This window comes from Streptomyces sp. NPDC099050 (assembly GCF_044759865.1).
Taxonomy (GTDB): Bacteria; Actinomycetota; Actinomycetes; order Streptomycetales; family Streptomycetaceae; genus Streptomyces.
The window spans coordinates 155890-171197 of record NZ_JBIWAE010000001.1; the positions used below are offsets into that span (position 1 = coordinate 155890).

The 15308-nt window shown below is 73.8% G+C and carries 15 protein-coding genes; 9 read left to right on the forward strand and 6 right to left on the reverse strand.

Translation table 11 applies throughout. The annotated features are described in order from the left end of the window. Positions 1–148: 148 nt before the first annotated feature. Positions 149–937 carry a DeoR/GlpR family DNA-binding transcription regulator gene (locus tag ACIQV3_RS00715; protein ID WP_403708285.1) on the reverse strand — a complete coding sequence of 263 codons (789 nt, stop codon included), beginning with the start codon at positions 935–937 and terminating at the stop codon, positions 149–151. 203 nt (positions 938–1140) lie between these two features. Here ACIQV3_RS00715 and ACIQV3_RS00720 point away from each other — a divergent pair, with 203 nt between their 5' ends. The 4 genes from ACIQV3_RS00720 (at position 1141) to ACIQV3_RS00735 (ending at position 4963) form a co-directional block, all read left to right on the forward strand. Continuing rightward, positions 1141–2043 carry an SIS domain-containing protein gene (locus ACIQV3_RS00720; protein WP_403708288.1) on the forward strand — a complete coding sequence of 301 codons (903 nt, stop codon included), beginning with the start codon at positions 1141–1143 and terminating at the stop codon, positions 2041–2043. Beyond that, on the forward strand, positions 2040–2876 hold the full coding sequence (locus ACIQV3_RS00725; RefSeq protein ID WP_403708291.1) for a ketose-bisphosphate aldolase: 837 nt from the start codon (positions 2040–2042) through the stop codon (positions 2874–2876). The genes ACIQV3_RS00720 and ACIQV3_RS00725 overlap by 4 nt, the downstream gene beginning before the upstream one ends. Before the next feature lie 25 nt (positions 2877–2901). Then, positions 2902–3423, forward strand: a complete 522-nt coding sequence (locus ACIQV3_RS00730) for a hypothetical protein (RefSeq protein ID WP_403708294.1) — start codon at positions 2902–2904, stop codon at positions 3421–3423. A gap of 349 nt (positions 3424–3772) precedes the next feature. Then, on the forward strand, positions 3773–4963 hold the full coding sequence (locus tag ACIQV3_RS00735; protein WP_403708296.1) for an acyl-CoA dehydrogenase family protein: 1191 nt from the start codon (positions 3773–3775) through the stop codon (positions 4961–4963). Between the two features lie 67 nt (positions 4964–5030). On the opposite strand, the gene ACIQV3_RS00740 is transcribed toward ACIQV3_RS00735, so the two are convergent. Next, complete coding sequence (locus ACIQV3_RS00740) at positions 5031–5849, reverse strand: hypothetical protein (protein WP_403708299.1); 819 nt, start codon at positions 5847–5849, stop codon at positions 5031–5033. Between the two features lie 83 nt (positions 5850–5932). Beyond that, positions 5933–6700 (reverse strand): SDR family oxidoreductase, encoded by a 768-nt coding sequence (locus tag ACIQV3_RS00745; RefSeq protein WP_403708302.1) that lies wholly within the window; start codon positions 6698–6700, stop codon positions 5933–5935. Between the two features lie 184 nt (positions 6701–6884). Here ACIQV3_RS00745 and ACIQV3_RS00750 point away from each other — a divergent pair, with 184 nt between their 5' ends. From ACIQV3_RS00750 to ACIQV3_RS00760, 3 genes are read left to right on the forward strand one after another with little or no spacing between them, the layout of a single operon-like run. Next, positions 6885–7793, forward strand: coding sequence for an oxygenase MpaB family protein (locus ACIQV3_RS00750; RefSeq protein WP_403708305.1), 909 nt, complete (start codon positions 6885–6887; stop codon positions 7791–7793). A 27-nt stretch (positions 7794–7820) separates the two neighbouring features. Next, positions 7821–9995 (forward strand): tetratricopeptide repeat protein, encoded by a 2175-nt coding sequence (locus tag ACIQV3_RS00755; RefSeq protein WP_403708308.1) that lies wholly within the window; start codon positions 7821–7823, stop codon positions 9993–9995. Then, on the forward strand, positions 9992–11584 hold the full coding sequence (locus tag ACIQV3_RS00760; protein ID WP_403708311.1) for a phytoene desaturase family protein: 1593 nt from the start codon (positions 9992–9994) through the stop codon (positions 11582–11584). The genes ACIQV3_RS00755 and ACIQV3_RS00760 overlap by 4 nt, the downstream gene beginning before the upstream one ends. Positions 11585–11606: 22 nt before the next feature. On the opposite strand, the gene ACIQV3_RS00765 is transcribed toward ACIQV3_RS00760, so the two are convergent. Beyond that, positions 11607–12050: a nitroreductase family deazaflavin-dependent oxidoreductase gene (locus ACIQV3_RS00765; RefSeq protein ID WP_403708314.1), complete on the reverse strand. Its 444-nt coding sequence runs from the start codon at positions 12048–12050 to the stop codon at positions 11607–11609. A gap of 75 nt (positions 12051–12125) precedes the next feature. Then, positions 12126–13280, reverse strand: coding sequence for an FAD-dependent monooxygenase (locus ACIQV3_RS00770; RefSeq protein ID WP_403708317.1), 1155 nt, complete (start codon positions 13278–13280; stop codon positions 12126–12128). 84 nt (positions 13281–13364) lie between these two features. On the opposite strand from ACIQV3_RS00770, the gene ACIQV3_RS00775 reads away from it, so the two are divergent. After that, a complete protein-coding gene (locus ACIQV3_RS00775) occupies positions 13365–13991 on the forward strand; it encodes a TetR/AcrR family transcriptional regulator (RefSeq protein WP_403708320.1) in 627 nt (208 codons plus the stop codon). 76 nt (positions 13992–14067) lie between these two features. Here ACIQV3_RS00775 and ACIQV3_RS00780 read toward each other — a convergent pair whose 3' ends face one another. Next, positions 14068–14736, reverse strand: a complete 669-nt coding sequence (locus ACIQV3_RS00780; RefSeq protein WP_403708323.1) for a LysE family translocator — start codon at positions 14734–14736, stop codon at positions 14068–14070. A gap of 25 nt (positions 14737–14761) precedes the next feature. On the opposite strand from ACIQV3_RS00780, the gene ACIQV3_RS00785 reads away from it, so the two are divergent. After that, positions 14762–15286, forward strand: a complete 525-nt coding sequence (locus tag ACIQV3_RS00785) for a CGNR zinc finger domain-containing protein (protein WP_403708326.1) — start codon at positions 14762–14764, stop codon at positions 15284–15286. Positions 15287–15308 lie beyond the last annotated feature (22 nt).

The following is a 15308-nucleotide window of genomic DNA, read 5'->3' on the forward strand; positions in this document are numbered from 1 at the left end:
CCACCGGACGGCCTCACCGAAGCCCTGCTCGGCGATCTGACCGGAGCCCTGACCGACCGTGAAGACGCCGTGCGGGCGGCCCCGGGCCGGGGCGGCCGCCCCGGTCGTCCGTTCGTCCGGTCGGCCCTGACCGGACTCCGGCCGTGGCTCAGGCGCGGATGACCTCCACGCCCGCCGCTTCGAAGGCCTCGGCCACCGACGGGGACAGGCCGGTGTCCGTCACCAGGACGTCCACGGCGTCGGTCGAGACGATCCGGGCGAAGGCGCGGACGCCCAGCTTGCTGGAGTCGGCCGCGATCACCACACGGCGGGCGCGCTCGCAGAGCAGCCGGTTCATGGCCGCCTCGTCCTCGTGCCGGGTGGCGGCCCCGTCGGCGGGATCGAAGGCGTCCACGCCGACGACGGCGGTGTCCACCGAGAGCTGCCCGAGCACTTGCATGGCCAGGGGGCCGGTGAGTTCGTAGGACTGGGGCCGGGCCACGCCTCCGGTGAGGACGATCTTGAACTGCGGTCTGATGACCAGCTCTCCCGCGATGTTCAGCGCGTTGGTGACCACCGTGAGGGCGGGGGAGCCGGTTGAGCCGGTGGCGAGGTCGGGCCGGGCGGCCAGCGCGCGCGCCACCTCGGTGGTCGTGGTGCCGCCGGTCAGGCCGATCACCTCGCCCGGGACGATCAGCGCCGCGACGGTTTCGCTGATGCGGCCCTTCTCGGCGGCCCGGCGCGAGGTGCGGTAGCGCAGGGGAAGTTCGTACGAGACCCCGTGCAGGACCGCTCCGCCGCGCGTGCGGACCAGCAGCTGCTGCTCGGCGAGCTGGTCGAGGTCGCGCCGGATGGTGGCGGCCGACACGCCGAGGGCTTCCGCGGCGGGTTCCACTTCCAGCTCGCCCCGCTCCACCAGCAGGTCCAGCAGTGTCTGCCAGCGTTCCTTGCGGGTCATCGGCCGCCCTTCCGGTCGTGTCTTCGATTCTCGCTTCGCCGTTCGCTTCGGCGCTCCCTCTTGGCCTACACCTCGAGATTAACGCAGGAGATCATCCCCGAGATGCTTGAAGTTGCGCGAAAGAGCCCAGTATCTTGCAGGAACAAGCACTGAGAGGTGCACGCAGGTGCACGTAGGTGCACGCACCGCGCTAGGGAGCCGCCATGAGCCATGTCGCGTACGAGTTGAGCACGCAGCCCGCATGCTGGGAGCGGGCCGCCGAACTGGCCCCGGAACACCGGGCGGTGCTGCCGCGGCCGGGGGAGCGTACCGCGATCGTCGGATGCGGGACCTCGTACTACATGGCCCAGGCCGCCGCCGTATTGCGCGAGGAGGCCGGGCAGGGCGAGACCGACGCCTTCCCCGCCTCGGAGTTCCCCCGCCACCGGCGCTACGACCGGGTCGTCGCGCTGACCCGGTCCGGGACCACCACCGAGGTCCTCGACCTGCTGGCCGGGCTGCGGGACGCGGGCGTGCCCACCACCGCCGTCATCGGGGACCCCGCCACCCCCGTCATCACCCTCGCCGACGCGCTCGTCGTCCTGGACTTCGCCGACGAGCGGTCCGTCGTGCAGACCCGCTTCGCCACCACCGCCCTCACCCTGCTGCGCGCCCACGTCGGCCTGCACAGCCCCTCCGTCGTCGCCGACGCGCGCGCCGCACTCGCCGAACCGCTCCCCGCCGAGCTGGAGACCCGGGGGCAGTTCACCTTCCTCGGACGGGGCTGGAGCGTAGGACTCGCCAACGAGGCGGCGCTGAAGATGCGCGAAGCCGCCCTGGCCTGGTCCGAGTCCTACCCGGCCATGGAGTACCGGCACGGCCCCATCAGCGTCTCGGCGCCCGGCACCGCCACCTGGTCGCTCGGCGACGCGCCCGAAGGGCTCGCCGAACAGGTCCGGGGGACCGGAGCCCAGTGGGTGGCCGGACACCTCGACCCGCTCGCCGAGCTGGTCCGCGTGCACCGCCTGGCCGTCGCCGTCGCCGCGCACCAGGGGCTGGACCCGGACGCGCCGCGCCATCTGACCCGGTCCGTCATCCTCACCACGGGCGAGGAGGCGGTCCGATGAGCCTCGTCCCCGCCGGCCGGCTCGTCCTGGAGGCCGCCGCCCAGGGCCGCGCCGTCGCCGCCTTCAACATCATCACGCTGGAGCACGCCGAAGCCGTCGTCGCGGGCGCCGAGGCCGCCGGACTGCCGGTCGTCCTCCAGCTCAGCGAGAACGCCGTCAAGTTCCGGGGCGGGGCGCTGCTGCCGATCAGCCGCGCGGCCGTCGCCGTGGCCGAGGCCGCCGGGGTCCCGGTCGGGCTGCACCTGGACCACGTCAAGAGCTCCGAACTGCTCCGGCAGGCCGTGGACGCCGGATTCAGCTCGGTCATGTACGACGCCGCGCACCTCCCCTACGCCGAGAACCTGGAGGCCACCCGCTCCGCCGCCGACTGGGCCCACGTCAACGGGCTCTGGATCGAAGCCGAACTGGGCGAGGTCGGCGGCAAGAACGGGGCCGCGCCGCTGGACCCGCACGCACCCGGCGCCCGTACCGACCCGGACGAGGCGAGGCGGTTCGTCGCCGACTCCGGAGTGGACGCGCTGGCCGTCGCCATCGGCAGCAGCCACGCCATGACCAGCCGGACCGCGACCCTGGACCACCTGCTGCTCGGCCGCCTGGCCAAGACGGTCGAGGTCCCGCTGGTGCTGCACGGTTCCTCCGGTCTGCCGGACACGGAACTCGCCGCGGCCGTCGCCGGCGGCATCCGCAAGGTCAACATCGGCACCGCGCTCAACGTGGCGATGACCGAGGCCATCCGCACCCACCTGACCCCGGCCGATCCCCGTCCGTATTTGACCGCCGCAAGGGAGGCGATGACGGCGACGGCCGCCGCTATGATCAGCGCCCTGAACTGACCGGAACGGGTACTGGGGGGACTGGATGGACACACAGCGGGGCCTCGGCAGCAGACGGCGGCTTCTCCTGGGACTGGGGGCCCCGCTGCTGCTCGGCGCGGCGGGGCTCGGCTACGCGATGTGGCCCGAGGAAGAAGACGCGGAGAAGGTCCGCACCGATCTGGCCCCGCTCAACCGGCGCTTCTGGACCGCGCTGGGCGACGTCTCCGACGCGCACTGGCTGGGCTACGACATCGACGAGTCCAACAACGACCGGACGATCCCGAGCCCGGACTCCCGCGTACGCCTCGTCGGGGTCGCGCACCTGAAGCAGGGCACGGCGAACCGCATCATGCGCGATCCCGCCCACCGCTTCGAGGTCGGGCCGCTGCCCGGGCCGCCGGTCCCGCTGAAACCGTTCATTCCCTCCAGCGCGGCCTGGAAGCAGAGCACGACGTACGACAAGGTCGCCCTGGAGGAAGGCCTGGACGTGATTCCGTCGGGCACCTTCCGCTTCGACGGCATCCGCGACCTCGTGTACTTCGACTACCTCTTCCTCTACTCCTGAGCGGCGGCCGGCCGGATTCCTCCCGCTCAGTGGGAGGTACGGGCCCGGCACGACCGGTCCCGAACCGGGCACCGGGGTCGTCGGCCAACCCTGGGCGGTCGACCCGGGCGGAGTCGTGCGGACCGTGGGCTACGGCAATGCCTTCCCCGGCGGGTTCGGCGAACGGATCGTCGTACAGGCGCAGGCGCGGTCGTGAACTGTGTGGGCGTGCCCGGCACGCCGGCCTGCTGCCGGGCAGCCCACCGACTTCCCGCCTGCCCTTCCGGATTCTTGGAACAGGTTCTAGTCTGCCCCCGCGGCGGCGGCGGCCGTCCGCGCGACCTTGAACCACGAGAGACCCGGAGGGGCCGTGCACCTCGAATACACGCCTGAGCAGCAGCGGTTGCGCACCGAGCTGCGCGCCTACTTCGCCGAACTGATCCCGGACGACGTCCACGCGCGGTACGAGGACCCGGCCGCGCAGAAGCGCTTCTACCGGGAGACCATCCGCCGGCTCGGCGCCGACGGCTGGCTCGGGGTCGGCTGGCCCAAGGAGTACGGCGGGCGCGGGATGTCGCCCATGGACCAGTTCATCTTCTTCGACGAGGCCGCGCAGGCCGTCGTACCGCTGCCGCTGATGGCGCTCAACACCGTCGGGCCGACCATCATGCAGTTCGGCACCGACGAGCAGAAGGCGTACTTCCTGCCCAAGATCCTCGCGGGGGAGATCGACTTCGCCATCGGCTACAGCGAACCCGACGCCGGCACGGACCTCGCCGCCCTCAAGTGCAAGGCCGTCCGCGAGGGCGACGAGGAGACCGGCACCTACGTGGTCGACGGGCAGAAGATCTGGACCACCAACGGCGACACCGCCGACTGGGTCTGGCTCGCCGTCCGCACCGACCCGGACGCCCCCGCCCACAAGGGCATCACCATGCTCCTGGTACCGACCTCCGACCCCGGGTACTCCTGCACCCTGATCAACACCCTGGCCTCGCACGACACCACCGCCAGCTACTACGAGAACATCCGGGTCCCCGCGAGCCGCCGGGTCGGCCAGGAGAACAAGGGCTGGCGCCTGATCACCAACCAGCTCAACCACGAGCGCGTCACCCTCGCCGCCCACGGCACCATGGCCATCCGCGCCCTGCACGACGTCCAGCGCTGGGCCGCCGCGACCAAGCTCGCCGACGGCCGCCGCGTCATCGACCTCTCCTGGGTCCGCGGCCGCCTCGCCCGCACCCACGCCCGCCTCGACGCGATGAAGCTGCTGAACTGGCAGATGGTCAACGCCGTCCAGGATGGCGTCCTCACCCCGCAGGACGCCTCCGCCGTCAAGGTCTACGGCTCCGAGGCGCGCCGGGACGCGTACGCCTGGCTGATGGAGGTGGTCGGCGCGGCCGGCTCCCTCAAGGACGGCTCGGCGGGCGCGGTCCTGCACGGCGAACTGGAGCGCGGCTACCGCAGCGCGGTCATCTTCACCTTCGGCGGCGGCAACAACGAGATCCAGCGCGAGATCATCTCGTGGATCGGCCTCGGCATGCCGAGGGTGCGCCGCTGACGGGCCGGGGACCCGGGCCCCGGCCGTCCTGCGGCCCGCCGGACCGCACGCCGCTCCGCCGAACTGCTCAGCCCGCGGCGGTGACCGTTTCGGCGTGCCGGGCTTCCATCGCGGCGATCACCCGCCGGCGGCCCAGCCGCCGGGCCTGCCTGAGCTTCACGTCGGACATGAGGAGCGGCACGTACCAGAGCCAGCCCCACACGCTGTAGGACAGCGTCCCGCTCATCACCAGCGCCTTGTTGGTGGCCAGGACCAGCACGAAGGTGGCGACGTACGCGGCCACCCGGTGACGGACCATGAGGCGCAGCGGGGCCCGCCAGGGGCCGGCCAGCAGTTCCAGCGCGGCGGCCACCCCGGCGGCCCGCAGGTCCTCGGGATGGGCGGGCGCCGCCCGGCCGCCCTGCTCCAGCGCCTCCGCGACATCGGAGCCGTGGGAGGTCAGAGCCGCCCGTTCGTCCCGCGCGTCGGCCGTCTTCTCGCGGATGTCCTGCCAGTAGCCCCGCCCGGCCCAGCCGACCGCGGCCTCCACCCGGGCGGCCTCGGGCGACCCGGGCGGCGCCAGCTCGGCGATCCGTTCCTTGAGCCGGTCCGCCTGCTTGGCGCGCCAGGGGTACTCCCACCCGTCGGCCCGCAAGCACAGTTCCAGGTACGAGACGAGCAGTCCGAGGTCGTCGGGCCACTGGGCGAGTCCGGCCTCGTAGGCCTTCTCCGCCTCGGTGTCGTGGTCGTCCTCGTCCTCCGCGGCGTGCGCGAGGCCGAGCCACCGGTAGAGCACCGGATCGGGTCCGAGCTCGGACAGGCCGGATTCGGCCAGGGTCCGGACCTTGGTGAAACCGCCCACCGCGAAGAGTTCCTCGCAGCGTACGGCGTAATCGTCGTGTGTCATCGTTCCCGCCCCAGTCGATCAGTAGGGTCACTTTCAGCCACGTGAACCCGCTGGTCAAGGGAGGGAGGCGCTGCCCTCGCGGCTCAGACCTGGCCCGCTCCGCCGTCCACGAAGAGTTCGATCCCGGTGATGAAGCTGCTCTCCCGGGAGGCGAGGAACAGGGCCGCCGCGGCCACCTCCTCGGGGCGTCCGGCCCGGCCGAGCGGGACTCCGGCGGTCGCCCGCTCGCGTACGTGCGCCGGGGCGCCGGCCAGCGCCGGGGTGTCGATCGGACCCGGGCTGAGGGTGTTGACCCGGATGGCGCGCCCCGCGAGTTCCAGCGCCAGGCTGCGCGCGAGGGACCGTACGGCCGCCTTCGTGGCGGCGTACACCCCGTAGCGCGTGGACGCCGAGGATCCGGCGGCCGAGCCCAGCAGGATCACCGAGGCGCCGTCGCGCAGCAGCGGCAGGGCCCGTTGGACGGTGAAGAAGGCGCCCCGGAAGTTGAGGTCCGAGGTGGCGTCGAACTGCTCCTCGGTGAACTCGGCGAAGCCACCGGGCGGGCCGCCGCCCGCGTTCACGACCAGCACGTCGACGGCCCCGCAGCCCGCGGCGGCGACCGCTGCGTAGAGCCGGTCCAGGTCCGCGACGCGGGAGGCGTCACCCGGGACGGCCACGGCGCCCGGGCCCAGCTCGCGGACCGCCGCAGCGAGTTCCTCCGGCCGCCTGCCGGTGACGAAGACCCGGGCACCCTCCTCCACGAAGCGGCGGGCCGTCGCCAGGCCGATCCCGGACGAGCCGCCCGTGGCGACCGCGACCTGCCCTTCGAGCTGTCCCGCATGTCCCGCGTGCCCCGCGTGCCCCGTACCCATGACCGTGCCTCCGCGTCCCGAGGGGAGGCGGGTGCGGTCCGCCGGCGGGAAAGCCTAGTGGCGCGCACGGGCGTGCGTGCGGCCGTTCGGTGGAATGCTGGAAGGGCGCATGGCAATGGCTCAGAGCAAGGGCCTACAGCAGGGCTCACAGCAAGGGCTCACAGCCACGGGGGAGGAGTCGGACATGGACGAGAGCACGGGCCCCGATCCGGGGCTCTATGGCCCCGGCTCCGTGACCTGGCAGTGCCACGGGGACCCGGTCATGTGGATCGCCGGGGTCCGCGCCCTGTACCTCCAGGCCCTGCACCCGCGCGCGGTCCGCGGAGTCATGGAGAACAGCTCCGCCTTCAGCGGGGAGAACGGCGGGGGCGACGCCTGGGGACGCCTGCTGCGCACCGCCGACTTCGTCGGCACCGTCACCTACGGCACCACCGAGGCCGCCGAGCGGGCCGGCGCCCGCGTCCGCAAGATCCACACCATGCTGTCGGCGACCGATCCGGCCACCGGGGCACGGTTCCGCGTGGACGAGCCCGAGCTGCTGCTCTGGATCCACTGCGCCCAGATCGACAGCTTCCTGCACGTCCTGCGCCGCTCCGGGGTCCCGCTCTCCCCCGCGCAGGCGGACCGCTACGTGGCCGAGAACCGCGTCAACGCACGGCTCGTCGGCCTCGACCCGTCCGGGGTACCGGCGGACACCGCGTCCCTCGCCGCCTACTTCGAGCGGATCCGCCCCGAACTCGCCGCCGGACCCGACGCGCACGCCGTCGACGCCTTCCTGTGCGCCCCGCCCATCCACCCCCTCCTGGTCCCTGGCCGAAAGCTGGTGTGGGGCCCGCTCGCCGCCCTCGCCTACGGGTCTCTCCCCGGCTGGGCGCACCAGCTGTACGGCCGCCCCGCACCGGCCCCGCGCAGCGTTACCCGCCGCCTGCGCCTCACCGGTACCCTGCTGCGCAGCATTCCCGCAGGTCTGCGCTGGCAGCTGCCTCCAGGTCACATCTTGAAAGCGATGCGCCGCATGGGCCCCGCGAGCCGCCCCGCGCCGTACACACTGCGTACATCAGCGGCCATACTGGACCGGCCGGGGAGGGCGTAGCACGACACACGGGGGCGACTTCAAGACATGGCGGAGTCCAGACTGATCCACGGCCGGTACCGGTCGCTCGATCTGATCGGCCGCGGCGGCATGGGCGAGGTGTGGCGGGCCCGCGACGAGTCGCTGGGCCGGCAGGTCGCCGTCAAATGCCTGAAGCCCCTCGGCCCCGAGCAGGACTCCCACTTCACCCAGGTGCTGCGCGAGCGCTTCCGCCGCGAGGCGCGCGTCGCCGCCTCGCTCCAGCACCGCGGCGTCACCGTCGTCCACGACTTCGGTGACGACAGTGCGGCCGGCGGTCCCCTCTACCTCGTCATGGAGCTCCTCGAAGGCCGCAACCTCAGCCAGCTCCTGGAGGACAACGACGCGCGCCCGCTCCCCGTGGACGTGGTCGTCGACATCGCCGAGCAGATGGCGGCCGCCCTCGGCTACACCCACGACCAGGGTGTCGTCCACCGCGACCTGAAGCCCGCCAACATCATGCGGCTCACCGACGGCACGGTGAAGATCTGCGACTTCGGCATCGCCCGGCTGGCCGCCGACATCGGCTTCACCGCGAAGCTCACCGGCGGCGGCATGGCCATGGGCACCCCGCACTACATGTCGCCCGAGCAGATCGCGGGCGGCGAGGTGGACCACCGCAGCGACCTTTACTCGCTGGGCTGCGTCCTGTACGAGATCGCCACCGGAGCCCCGCCCTTCGACCTCGGCGACTCCTGGTCCGTGCTGGTGGGCCACCGCGACACCGCGCCCGTGCCGCCGCGCGAGCACCGGCCCGAGCTGCCGCCCTCCTTCGAGCGGCTGGTGCTCGACCTGCTCGCCAAATGCCCCGAGGACCGGCCGGGCGACGCCCGCCACCTGCACCGCCAGCTCGTCGAGGCCCGGCTCGGCCCCGGAGCGGTGGCGGGAGCGGTGGCCGGAGCGGCGACCGGAGCGGTCAGCGGAGCGCACCCGCCGCTGCCCGAATGGGCCGACGGGATGACCGCCGGACGCAGGGCCGGCATCGAGGCCCGCCCGGCGAGCGGGGAGTGGGCCGTCCTCACCGGCTCCTGGACCGCCGCGCGATCGAGCGGGGAGCGGCGGACGGCAACGGGGGCGGCCATCGGCGCCGCCACCGTCCCCCGGGCCGTGAAGGCCGCCGCCACCGGGCCCGGCCCCGCACCGGCCGTCGTGCGACCGCGTCCGGCCGAAGACCCCCGGCTCACCGCCGCCTACGGGTCTCCGCAGGGCCCCGGCCCCACGGGCCCGGCCGCGCTCGACGCCGGCCACACGCGGGCCTTCGCCCTCAGCCGGGCCGGCCGTACGGAGGAGGCTCTCGCCGGGTACGCGGCCGTCGCCGAAGGCCGCGCCCGCGTGCTCGGCGCCGACCATCCGGACACCCTCGCCGCACGGCAGGAGGCGGCGTACGAGACGGGCCTGCTCGGCCGCCACCAGGAGGCGTACGAGGGCTACCGGGCGGTGCTCGCCGCCCGGGAGCGGACCGTGGGCCGGATCCACCCCGACACCCTGCGCTGCCGGCACAACCTGGCCTGCGCGCTGGGCGCCCTCGGCCGTTTCTCCGAGGCCCACACCGCCGCCGCCGACGTGGCCGCCGACCGGGCGGCCGTCCTGGGGGCGGAGCACGCGGACACGCTGCTGACCCGGTACGAGGTGGCGTACGCGCTGGGCCGCCTGGAACGCTGGGACGAGGCCCTGGAGGGCTTCCGGCACATCGCGGCCGTACGGGAGCGGGTGCTCGGCCGGGACCACCCCGACACGCTGGCAGCCCGATACGAGGCCGGGATCGCGCTGGGCCGGACCGGGCGCTCGGCCGAGGCCCTGGACCTGTTCCGGGACCTGGTCCGCGACCGCACCCGCGCCTACGGGGCCGCCGACCCGGAGACGCTGCGCGCCCGGCACGTCCTCGGGGTGAACCTCGGACGCCTGGAGCGCTGGGAGGAAGCGGTGGCCGAAGCCCGGGAGGTGGGTGAGGCGCGGGCCCGCACGCTGGGGCCCGAGCACCCCGACACCCTGGTCAGCCGCCGCGAACTCGCCGTGGGGCTCGGCCGGCTGGGCCGCTGGGACCAGGCGCTGCCGGTCTACCGGGAACTCTCCGGCATCCGCGAACGGTCGGTGGGCGACGGCCACCCGGACACGGTCGCCGCCCACGCCGACGAGGCGCACTGTCTGGAGCGGCTCGGCCAGGTGTGTTACCAAGAGCCATGACGACCTCGCGGGGCTTCGGGCACGACGTGTACGACACGGTGATCGTGGGCGGGGGCCACAACGGCCTCGTCGCCGCCGCCTACCTGGCCCGGGCCGGCCGCTCCGTCCTGGTCCTGGAGCGGCTCGGCCGTACCGGCGGGGCCGCCGTGTCCACCCGGCCGTTCCCGGGCGTCGACGCCCGCCTGTCCCGGTACTCCTACCTCGTCTCGCTGCTCCCCGCGAAGATCGTGCGCGAGCTGGGGCTGGACTTCGCGGTGCGCAGGCGCACGGTCTCCTCGTACACCCCGGTCGAGCGCGCCGGACGCCCCGGCGGACTGCTGGTCGGCGGGGGCGAGGCACGCACCCGGGAGTCCTTCGCGCGGCTGACCGGCTCGGAGCGGGAGTACGAGAACTGGCGCGCCTTCTACGGGACCACCGGGCGGGCCGCCGAGCGGCTCTTCCCCACGCTGACCGAGCCGCTGCCCACGCGCGCGGAGCTGCGGGCGCGGCTCGACGACGAGGCGGCCTGGCGGATGCTGTTCGAGGAGCCGATCGGCCGGGCCGTCGAGCGGGAGTTCGCCGACGACCTGGTGCGCGGGGTGGTCCTCACCGACGCGCTGATCGGCACCTTCGCCGGTGCCCACGACCCCGGCCTGGCCCAGAACCGCTGCTTCCTCTACCACGTCATCGGCGGCGGCACCGGCGACTGGGACGTACCGGTCGGCGGCATGGGCGCGCTCACCGACGCCCTCGCCGCGTCCGCGCTGGCGGCCGGGGCGGAGATCGCCACCGGGCACGAGGCGCTGCGCATCGACACGGACGGCACGACCGCCCCGGCCGAGGTGACCTTCCGCACGGCGACGGGCGAAGGACGGGTCGCCGGCCGGGTGGTGCTCGTCAACGCTTCGCCGCGGGCGCTGGCCGAACTCCTGGGCGAGGAACCGGCGCAGCCGGCCCCCGAGGGGGCCCAGCTCAAGGTCAACATGCTGCTGCGCCGCCTGCCCCGGCTGCGGGACACGTCCGTGGATCCGCGCGAGGCCTTCGGGGGCACCTTCCACATCGCGGAGGGGTACGAGCAGCTCGCCCGGGCCCACGCGGAGGCCGCCGCCGGCGAACTGCCTTCCGTACCGCCCTCGGAGATCTACTGCCACTCGCTGACGGACCCCACGATCCTGGGGCCCGAGCTGGCGGGGCAGGGCTACCAGACCTTGACCCTCTTCGGACTGCACACCCCGGCGCGGCTGTTCGAGAAGGACAACCAGGGGGCGCGCGAGGTGCTCCTCGCCGCCACCCTCGCCCAGCTCGACGCCCACCTGGCCGAACCGCTCACCGACTGCCTGGCCTTCGACGCCGACGGCCGCCCGTGCATCGAGGCCAAGACCCCGCTCGACCTGGAGCGCGAACTGCGCCTGCCCGGCGGGCACATCTTCCACCGGGACCTGTCCTGGCCGTTCGCCGATTCCGATTCCGACTCCAATGCGGGCGGCGGCCGTTGGGGCGTGGAGACCGCCCACCGCAACGTACTGCTGTGCGGCGCGGGGGCGGTCCGCGGCGGCGGCGTCAGCGGGGTCCCCGGTCACAACGCGGCGATGGCGGTACTGGGGCACTGACGCGGATCATCGGCGGGGCGGCTCAGGCCACGGGATCGATCACGACGATCGGGATCTCCCGGCTGGTCTTGGTCTGGTACTCGTCGTATGAGGGCCAGTGCTTCACCATCAGCGGCCAGAACCCGGCACGCTCCTCGGGGGTCGCGGTCCGCGCGATGCCCTGGAGGATCTTCGGGCCGACCTGCACCCGGACTTCGGGGTGTTCGCTGAGGTTGCGGTACCAGAGCGGGTCCGCGGGGTCGCCGCCCTTGGAGGCGACGATGAGGTAGCGGCCGTCGTCCTCGCCGTAGATGAGCGGGGTCCGCACGGGCTTCCCGGACTTGCGGCCGATGGTGGTGAGCAGCAGGGTCTGGGTGTTGTTCCAGTACTGCCCCTCGGTCCCGCCGGACCCGACGTACAGCTTGACGTGATCCAGGGTCCAGCCGGGCTTGGGGTCGATCGGGTCGTCCCAGTCGATGTCGGTCATATGGGTTCGCCTGCCTTCGTGTTGAACGGTCAACGAACCACAACAACGAGCGCCACCGCCACAGGGCACGGCCCTTCAGGGGTGATCGGGAAGTACGAATCCGCCGAAAAGGCCGTCCAGGGCGCGCCGGGTGGCGCGGGGCGGGGTGGCGCGGATGGCGAGGTCGCGGGCGGCCACCGCGAGGGGGTGGCGGAGGGCGGCTACCCGGCCCGCGCGGCGGGAGCGGATGCGCAGGGAGTCGGTGCGGGCGTGGCGGGCCGCGCTGTAGGCGGCCAGGGCGGCCCGTACGCCGGCCCCCTCCAGCAGGTGTGCGAGGACGGCGGCGTCCTCGACGGCCTGGCACCCGCCCTGGCCGAGGTTGGGGGTCATGGCGTGCGCCGCGTCGCCGAGCCACGCCAGGCGGCCCCGATGGAAGCGGGGGAGCGGGGCGGCGAGGTCGTACAGGTCGTGCTGGAGCACGGCCGCGGGGTCGATCCGTTCCAGCAGGGCGGGAATGGGGTCGTGCCAGGTGCCGTAGCGGCGCAGGAGTTCGGCGCGGACATCGGCGGGCCGGTACCCCTCGGGGGCGAGCGCGGTGGCGTACAGGTACACGCGGCCGTCGGCGAGCGGGACGACGCCGAAGCGCTCCCCGCGGCCCCAGGTCTCCGCGGCGGCGCGCACGGGCGGGCCGCCGGCCGCGAGGACGGTCCGCCAGGCGGTCTCCCCGCTGTGGTGCAGGCCGGGATGGGCCGGGAAGTACTGGCGGCGGATCGGACTGTGGATGCCGTCGGCGGCGATGACGAGGTCGGGGGCGAGGGCGCCGGCCGGGGTGTGGACCACCGGACCGCCGTCCGCGTCGTCGACGGCGGTCACCGCGGTGCCGTACCGGACGGTTCCCTCGGGGAGCTCGGCGGTCAGGGCGGCGGCGAGGGCCGGGCGGTACACGGCGAGCGGGGGCCGGCCGTACCGGGCGGCCAGCGCGGCGGCGTCGGCGCGGCTCAGCAGGCGGCCGCCGGGGCGGCGCAGGTCCATCGCGGCCGGGGTGGCGTTCCCCGTCGCGCGGGCGGCGTCGAAGCCGATCGCTTCGTAGGCGCGCAGGGCGTTGGGGGCGAGGACGATCCCCGCGCCGACGGCGGACGGCTCCGCCGCGCGCTCGCAGACGGTGACCTCCCAGCCGCGCCGGTGCAGGGCCACCGCCGCCGAGAGTCCGCCGATCCCCGCACCCGCGACCACCGCGTGACGTCGTGTCATGACAGGTCCTCCCTCGCTCCCCCCCACGCCCTCTACGGATGTAGAGGGATCTCGGCCGTCACTCTACATCTGTAGAGTGACGGTATGAGTCCCCCCGAGCGCGGAAGCGACCGCAGAACCCTGATCGCGGACAGTGCGATCGGCCTCGTGGCCGCCGCCGGGCTCAGGGGCCTGACCCACCGGGCGGTCGACGGTGCGGCCGGGCTCCCGGCGGGCAGCACCTCGTACTACTTCCGTACGAGGACGGCGCTGATCGGCGCCTGCTACGCGCGGCTGGCCGAGCTGGACCTCGGCGACTTCGACGGGGGCGCCCCGGCTTCACCGACACCCGCGCCCCCCTCGGCGGCCCCGCCGTCGCAGACGGCCCGGGACGCCGTCGCCGCAGCGCTCGCCGCACTGCTGTACCGATGGCTGACCACCGGGCGCTCGCGCCAACTGGCGCGCTTCGAGCTGAGCCTGGAGGCCGCACGGAACCCGGAGCTGGCCACGGAACTCCACCGGGCCGGCCGGGGCTCGCGGGACCGGGCGGCCGGGATCCTCGCGGCGCTCGGCGCCGCCCGGCCGGCCGAGTCCGCCGAACTCCTGGTCGCGTGGGCCGACGGACTCCTCTACGACCGGCTCGCGGGCGCGCTCGCCCGCTCCCGCCCGGCCCCGGACCTGGCCGAACTCACCTCCGTGACCCGCAGGATGCTCGACGCGGCCCTCGATTAGGAGCCGTCCGGCCGGGGCCGCGGCGTCTGCTGCCGGGGCGCGTAGGGGGCCGAAGGAGGCGGCGGGGGCCTTTCGGTCAGGCGCGGGCTCGGGCGGGTACCTCGCGGGCGAGCAGGAGTGCCACGGCGCCCAGGAGGGTGCCGGTGACGCGGCGTTGCACGGTGGCCCAGCTCGGGCGTTGGCCGAGGAAGGTGGCGATGGCGCCGGCGGCGACGACGATGAGGGCGTTGACGGTCAGGCTCACCGCGATCTGAACCGACCCGAGCGTCAGGCCCTGCGCGGTCGGATGCCCGCGATGGGGGTCGATGAACTGCGGGATCAGGGTCAGGTACATGATCGCGGCCTTGGGGTTGAGCAGGTTCGTGACCAGCCCCATGCGGAAGAGCCGGGCCGGGCTGTCGCGGGGAACGTCGCGGACCTCGAACATGCCCCGCCCGCCGGGGCGCAGGGCCTGCCAGGCGAGGTGGGTGAGATAGAGGACGCCGGCGGCCTTGAAGCCGATGAACAACCAGGGCACGGCGACGAACAGGACCGCGAGGCCGAGGTTGCCCATCAGCATGTAGACGACGAAGCCGACGCCGGTGCCGGCCAGCGAGACGAGCCCCGCGGTACGCCCCTGGCTGATGCTGCGCGAAACGAGGTAGATCATGTTGGGCCCGGGGGTCAGCACCATGACCAGCGCGGTGAGGGCCATGCCGAGCGCGGACGCACCGGACACGGGTGAGGACAGCGAGGTGAGGGACATGCACCCACCTTGATGTAATGGGCTTATGCATCTCAACCCTTACGGCGAGTACGCGGTGCTCCTCGCCCGTTCCCTGGCCGACGACTGGCCCGACACCCGGGCCGGGATCGTCGAGCGGACCCGCGAGTTCGGCATGACGATGCCCTTCCCCGAGCGGCCCGACGACCACGCACGCTGCCGGGCGGTGCTCGACGACTGGATCCGGATCGTCGACGCCGGTGATCCGGGCGAGCGGGCGGCGATCCTCAACGAGCAGATGGCCGCCGCGACCGCCTATCCACGCCTGACCGACCACCACGGCGAGGGCTGGCACCTGCACTATCGCGACGTCGACGACGACCTGGCACGAGTCCTGCGCGCCGTGTTCAGCGTCGGCACCGCACTCCACCTGACCACGCGCGGCATGGGCCGCCTCGGCCGGTGCGCGGCTCACCCCTGCGCGAACGTCGTCGTCGACACCTCGCGCAACGGCACCCAGCGGTACTGCTCGCCGCGCTGCGGCGGCCGGGACGCCGTCCGCCGGCACCGCGCCCGTCGGCGCGAACGATGACGGCCCGCGCCGCGAACGGTGG

Excerpts from the sequence above, each read along its gene's own strand:
- ACIQV3_RS00740 (WP_403708299.1), bottom strand. The coding sequence starts at position 5,849 with ATGACACACGACGATTACGCCGTACGCTGCGAGGAACTCTTCGCGGTG.
- ACIQV3_RS00760 (WP_403708311.1), top strand. The coding sequence starts at position 9,992 with ATGACGACCTCGCGGGGCTTCGGGCACGACGTGTACGACACGGTGATC.
- ACIQV3_RS00770 (WP_403708317.1), bottom strand. The coding sequence starts at position 13,280 with ATGACACGACGTCACGCGGTGGTCGCGGGTGCGGGGATCGGCGGACTC.
- ACIQV3_RS00750 (WP_403708305.1), top strand. The coding sequence starts at position 6,885 with ATGGACGAGAGCACGGGCCCCGATCCGGGGCTCTATGGCCCCGGCTCC.
- ACIQV3_RS00715 (WP_403708285.1), bottom strand. The coding sequence starts at position 937 with ATGACCCGCAAGGAACGCTGGCAGACACTGCTGGACCTGCTGGTGGAG.
- ACIQV3_RS00725 (WP_403708291.1), top strand. The coding sequence starts at position 2,040 with ATGAGCCTCGTCCCCGCCGGCCGGCTCGTCCTGGAGGCCGCCGCCCAG.
- ACIQV3_RS00785 (WP_403708326.1), top strand. The coding sequence starts at position 14,762 with ATGCATCTCAACCCTTACGGCGAGTACGCGGTGCTCCTCGCCCGTTCC.
- ACIQV3_RS00730 (WP_403708294.1), top strand. The coding sequence starts at position 2,902 with ATGGACACACAGCGGGGCCTCGGCAGCAGACGGCGGCTTCTCCTGGGA.
- ACIQV3_RS00775 (WP_403708320.1), top strand. The coding sequence starts at position 13,365 with ATGAGTCCCCCCGAGCGCGGAAGCGACCGCAGAACCCTGATCGCGGAC.
- ACIQV3_RS00755 (WP_403708308.1), top strand. The coding sequence starts at position 7,821 with ATGGCGGAGTCCAGACTGATCCACGGCCGGTACCGGTCGCTCGATCTG.
- ACIQV3_RS00745 (WP_403708302.1), bottom strand. The coding sequence starts at position 6,700 with ATGGGTACGGGGCACGCGGGGCACGCGGGACATGCGGGACAGCTCGAA.
- ACIQV3_RS00720 (WP_403708288.1), top strand. The coding sequence starts at position 1,141 with ATGAGCCATGTCGCGTACGAGTTGAGCACGCAGCCCGCATGCTGGGAG.
- ACIQV3_RS00780 (WP_403708323.1), bottom strand. The coding sequence starts at position 14,736 with ATGTCCCTCACCTCGCTGTCCTCACCCGTGTCCGGTGCGTCCGCGCTC.
- ACIQV3_RS00765 (WP_403708314.1), bottom strand. The coding sequence starts at position 12,050 with ATGACCGACATCGACTGGGACGACCCGATCGACCCCAAGCCCGGCTGG.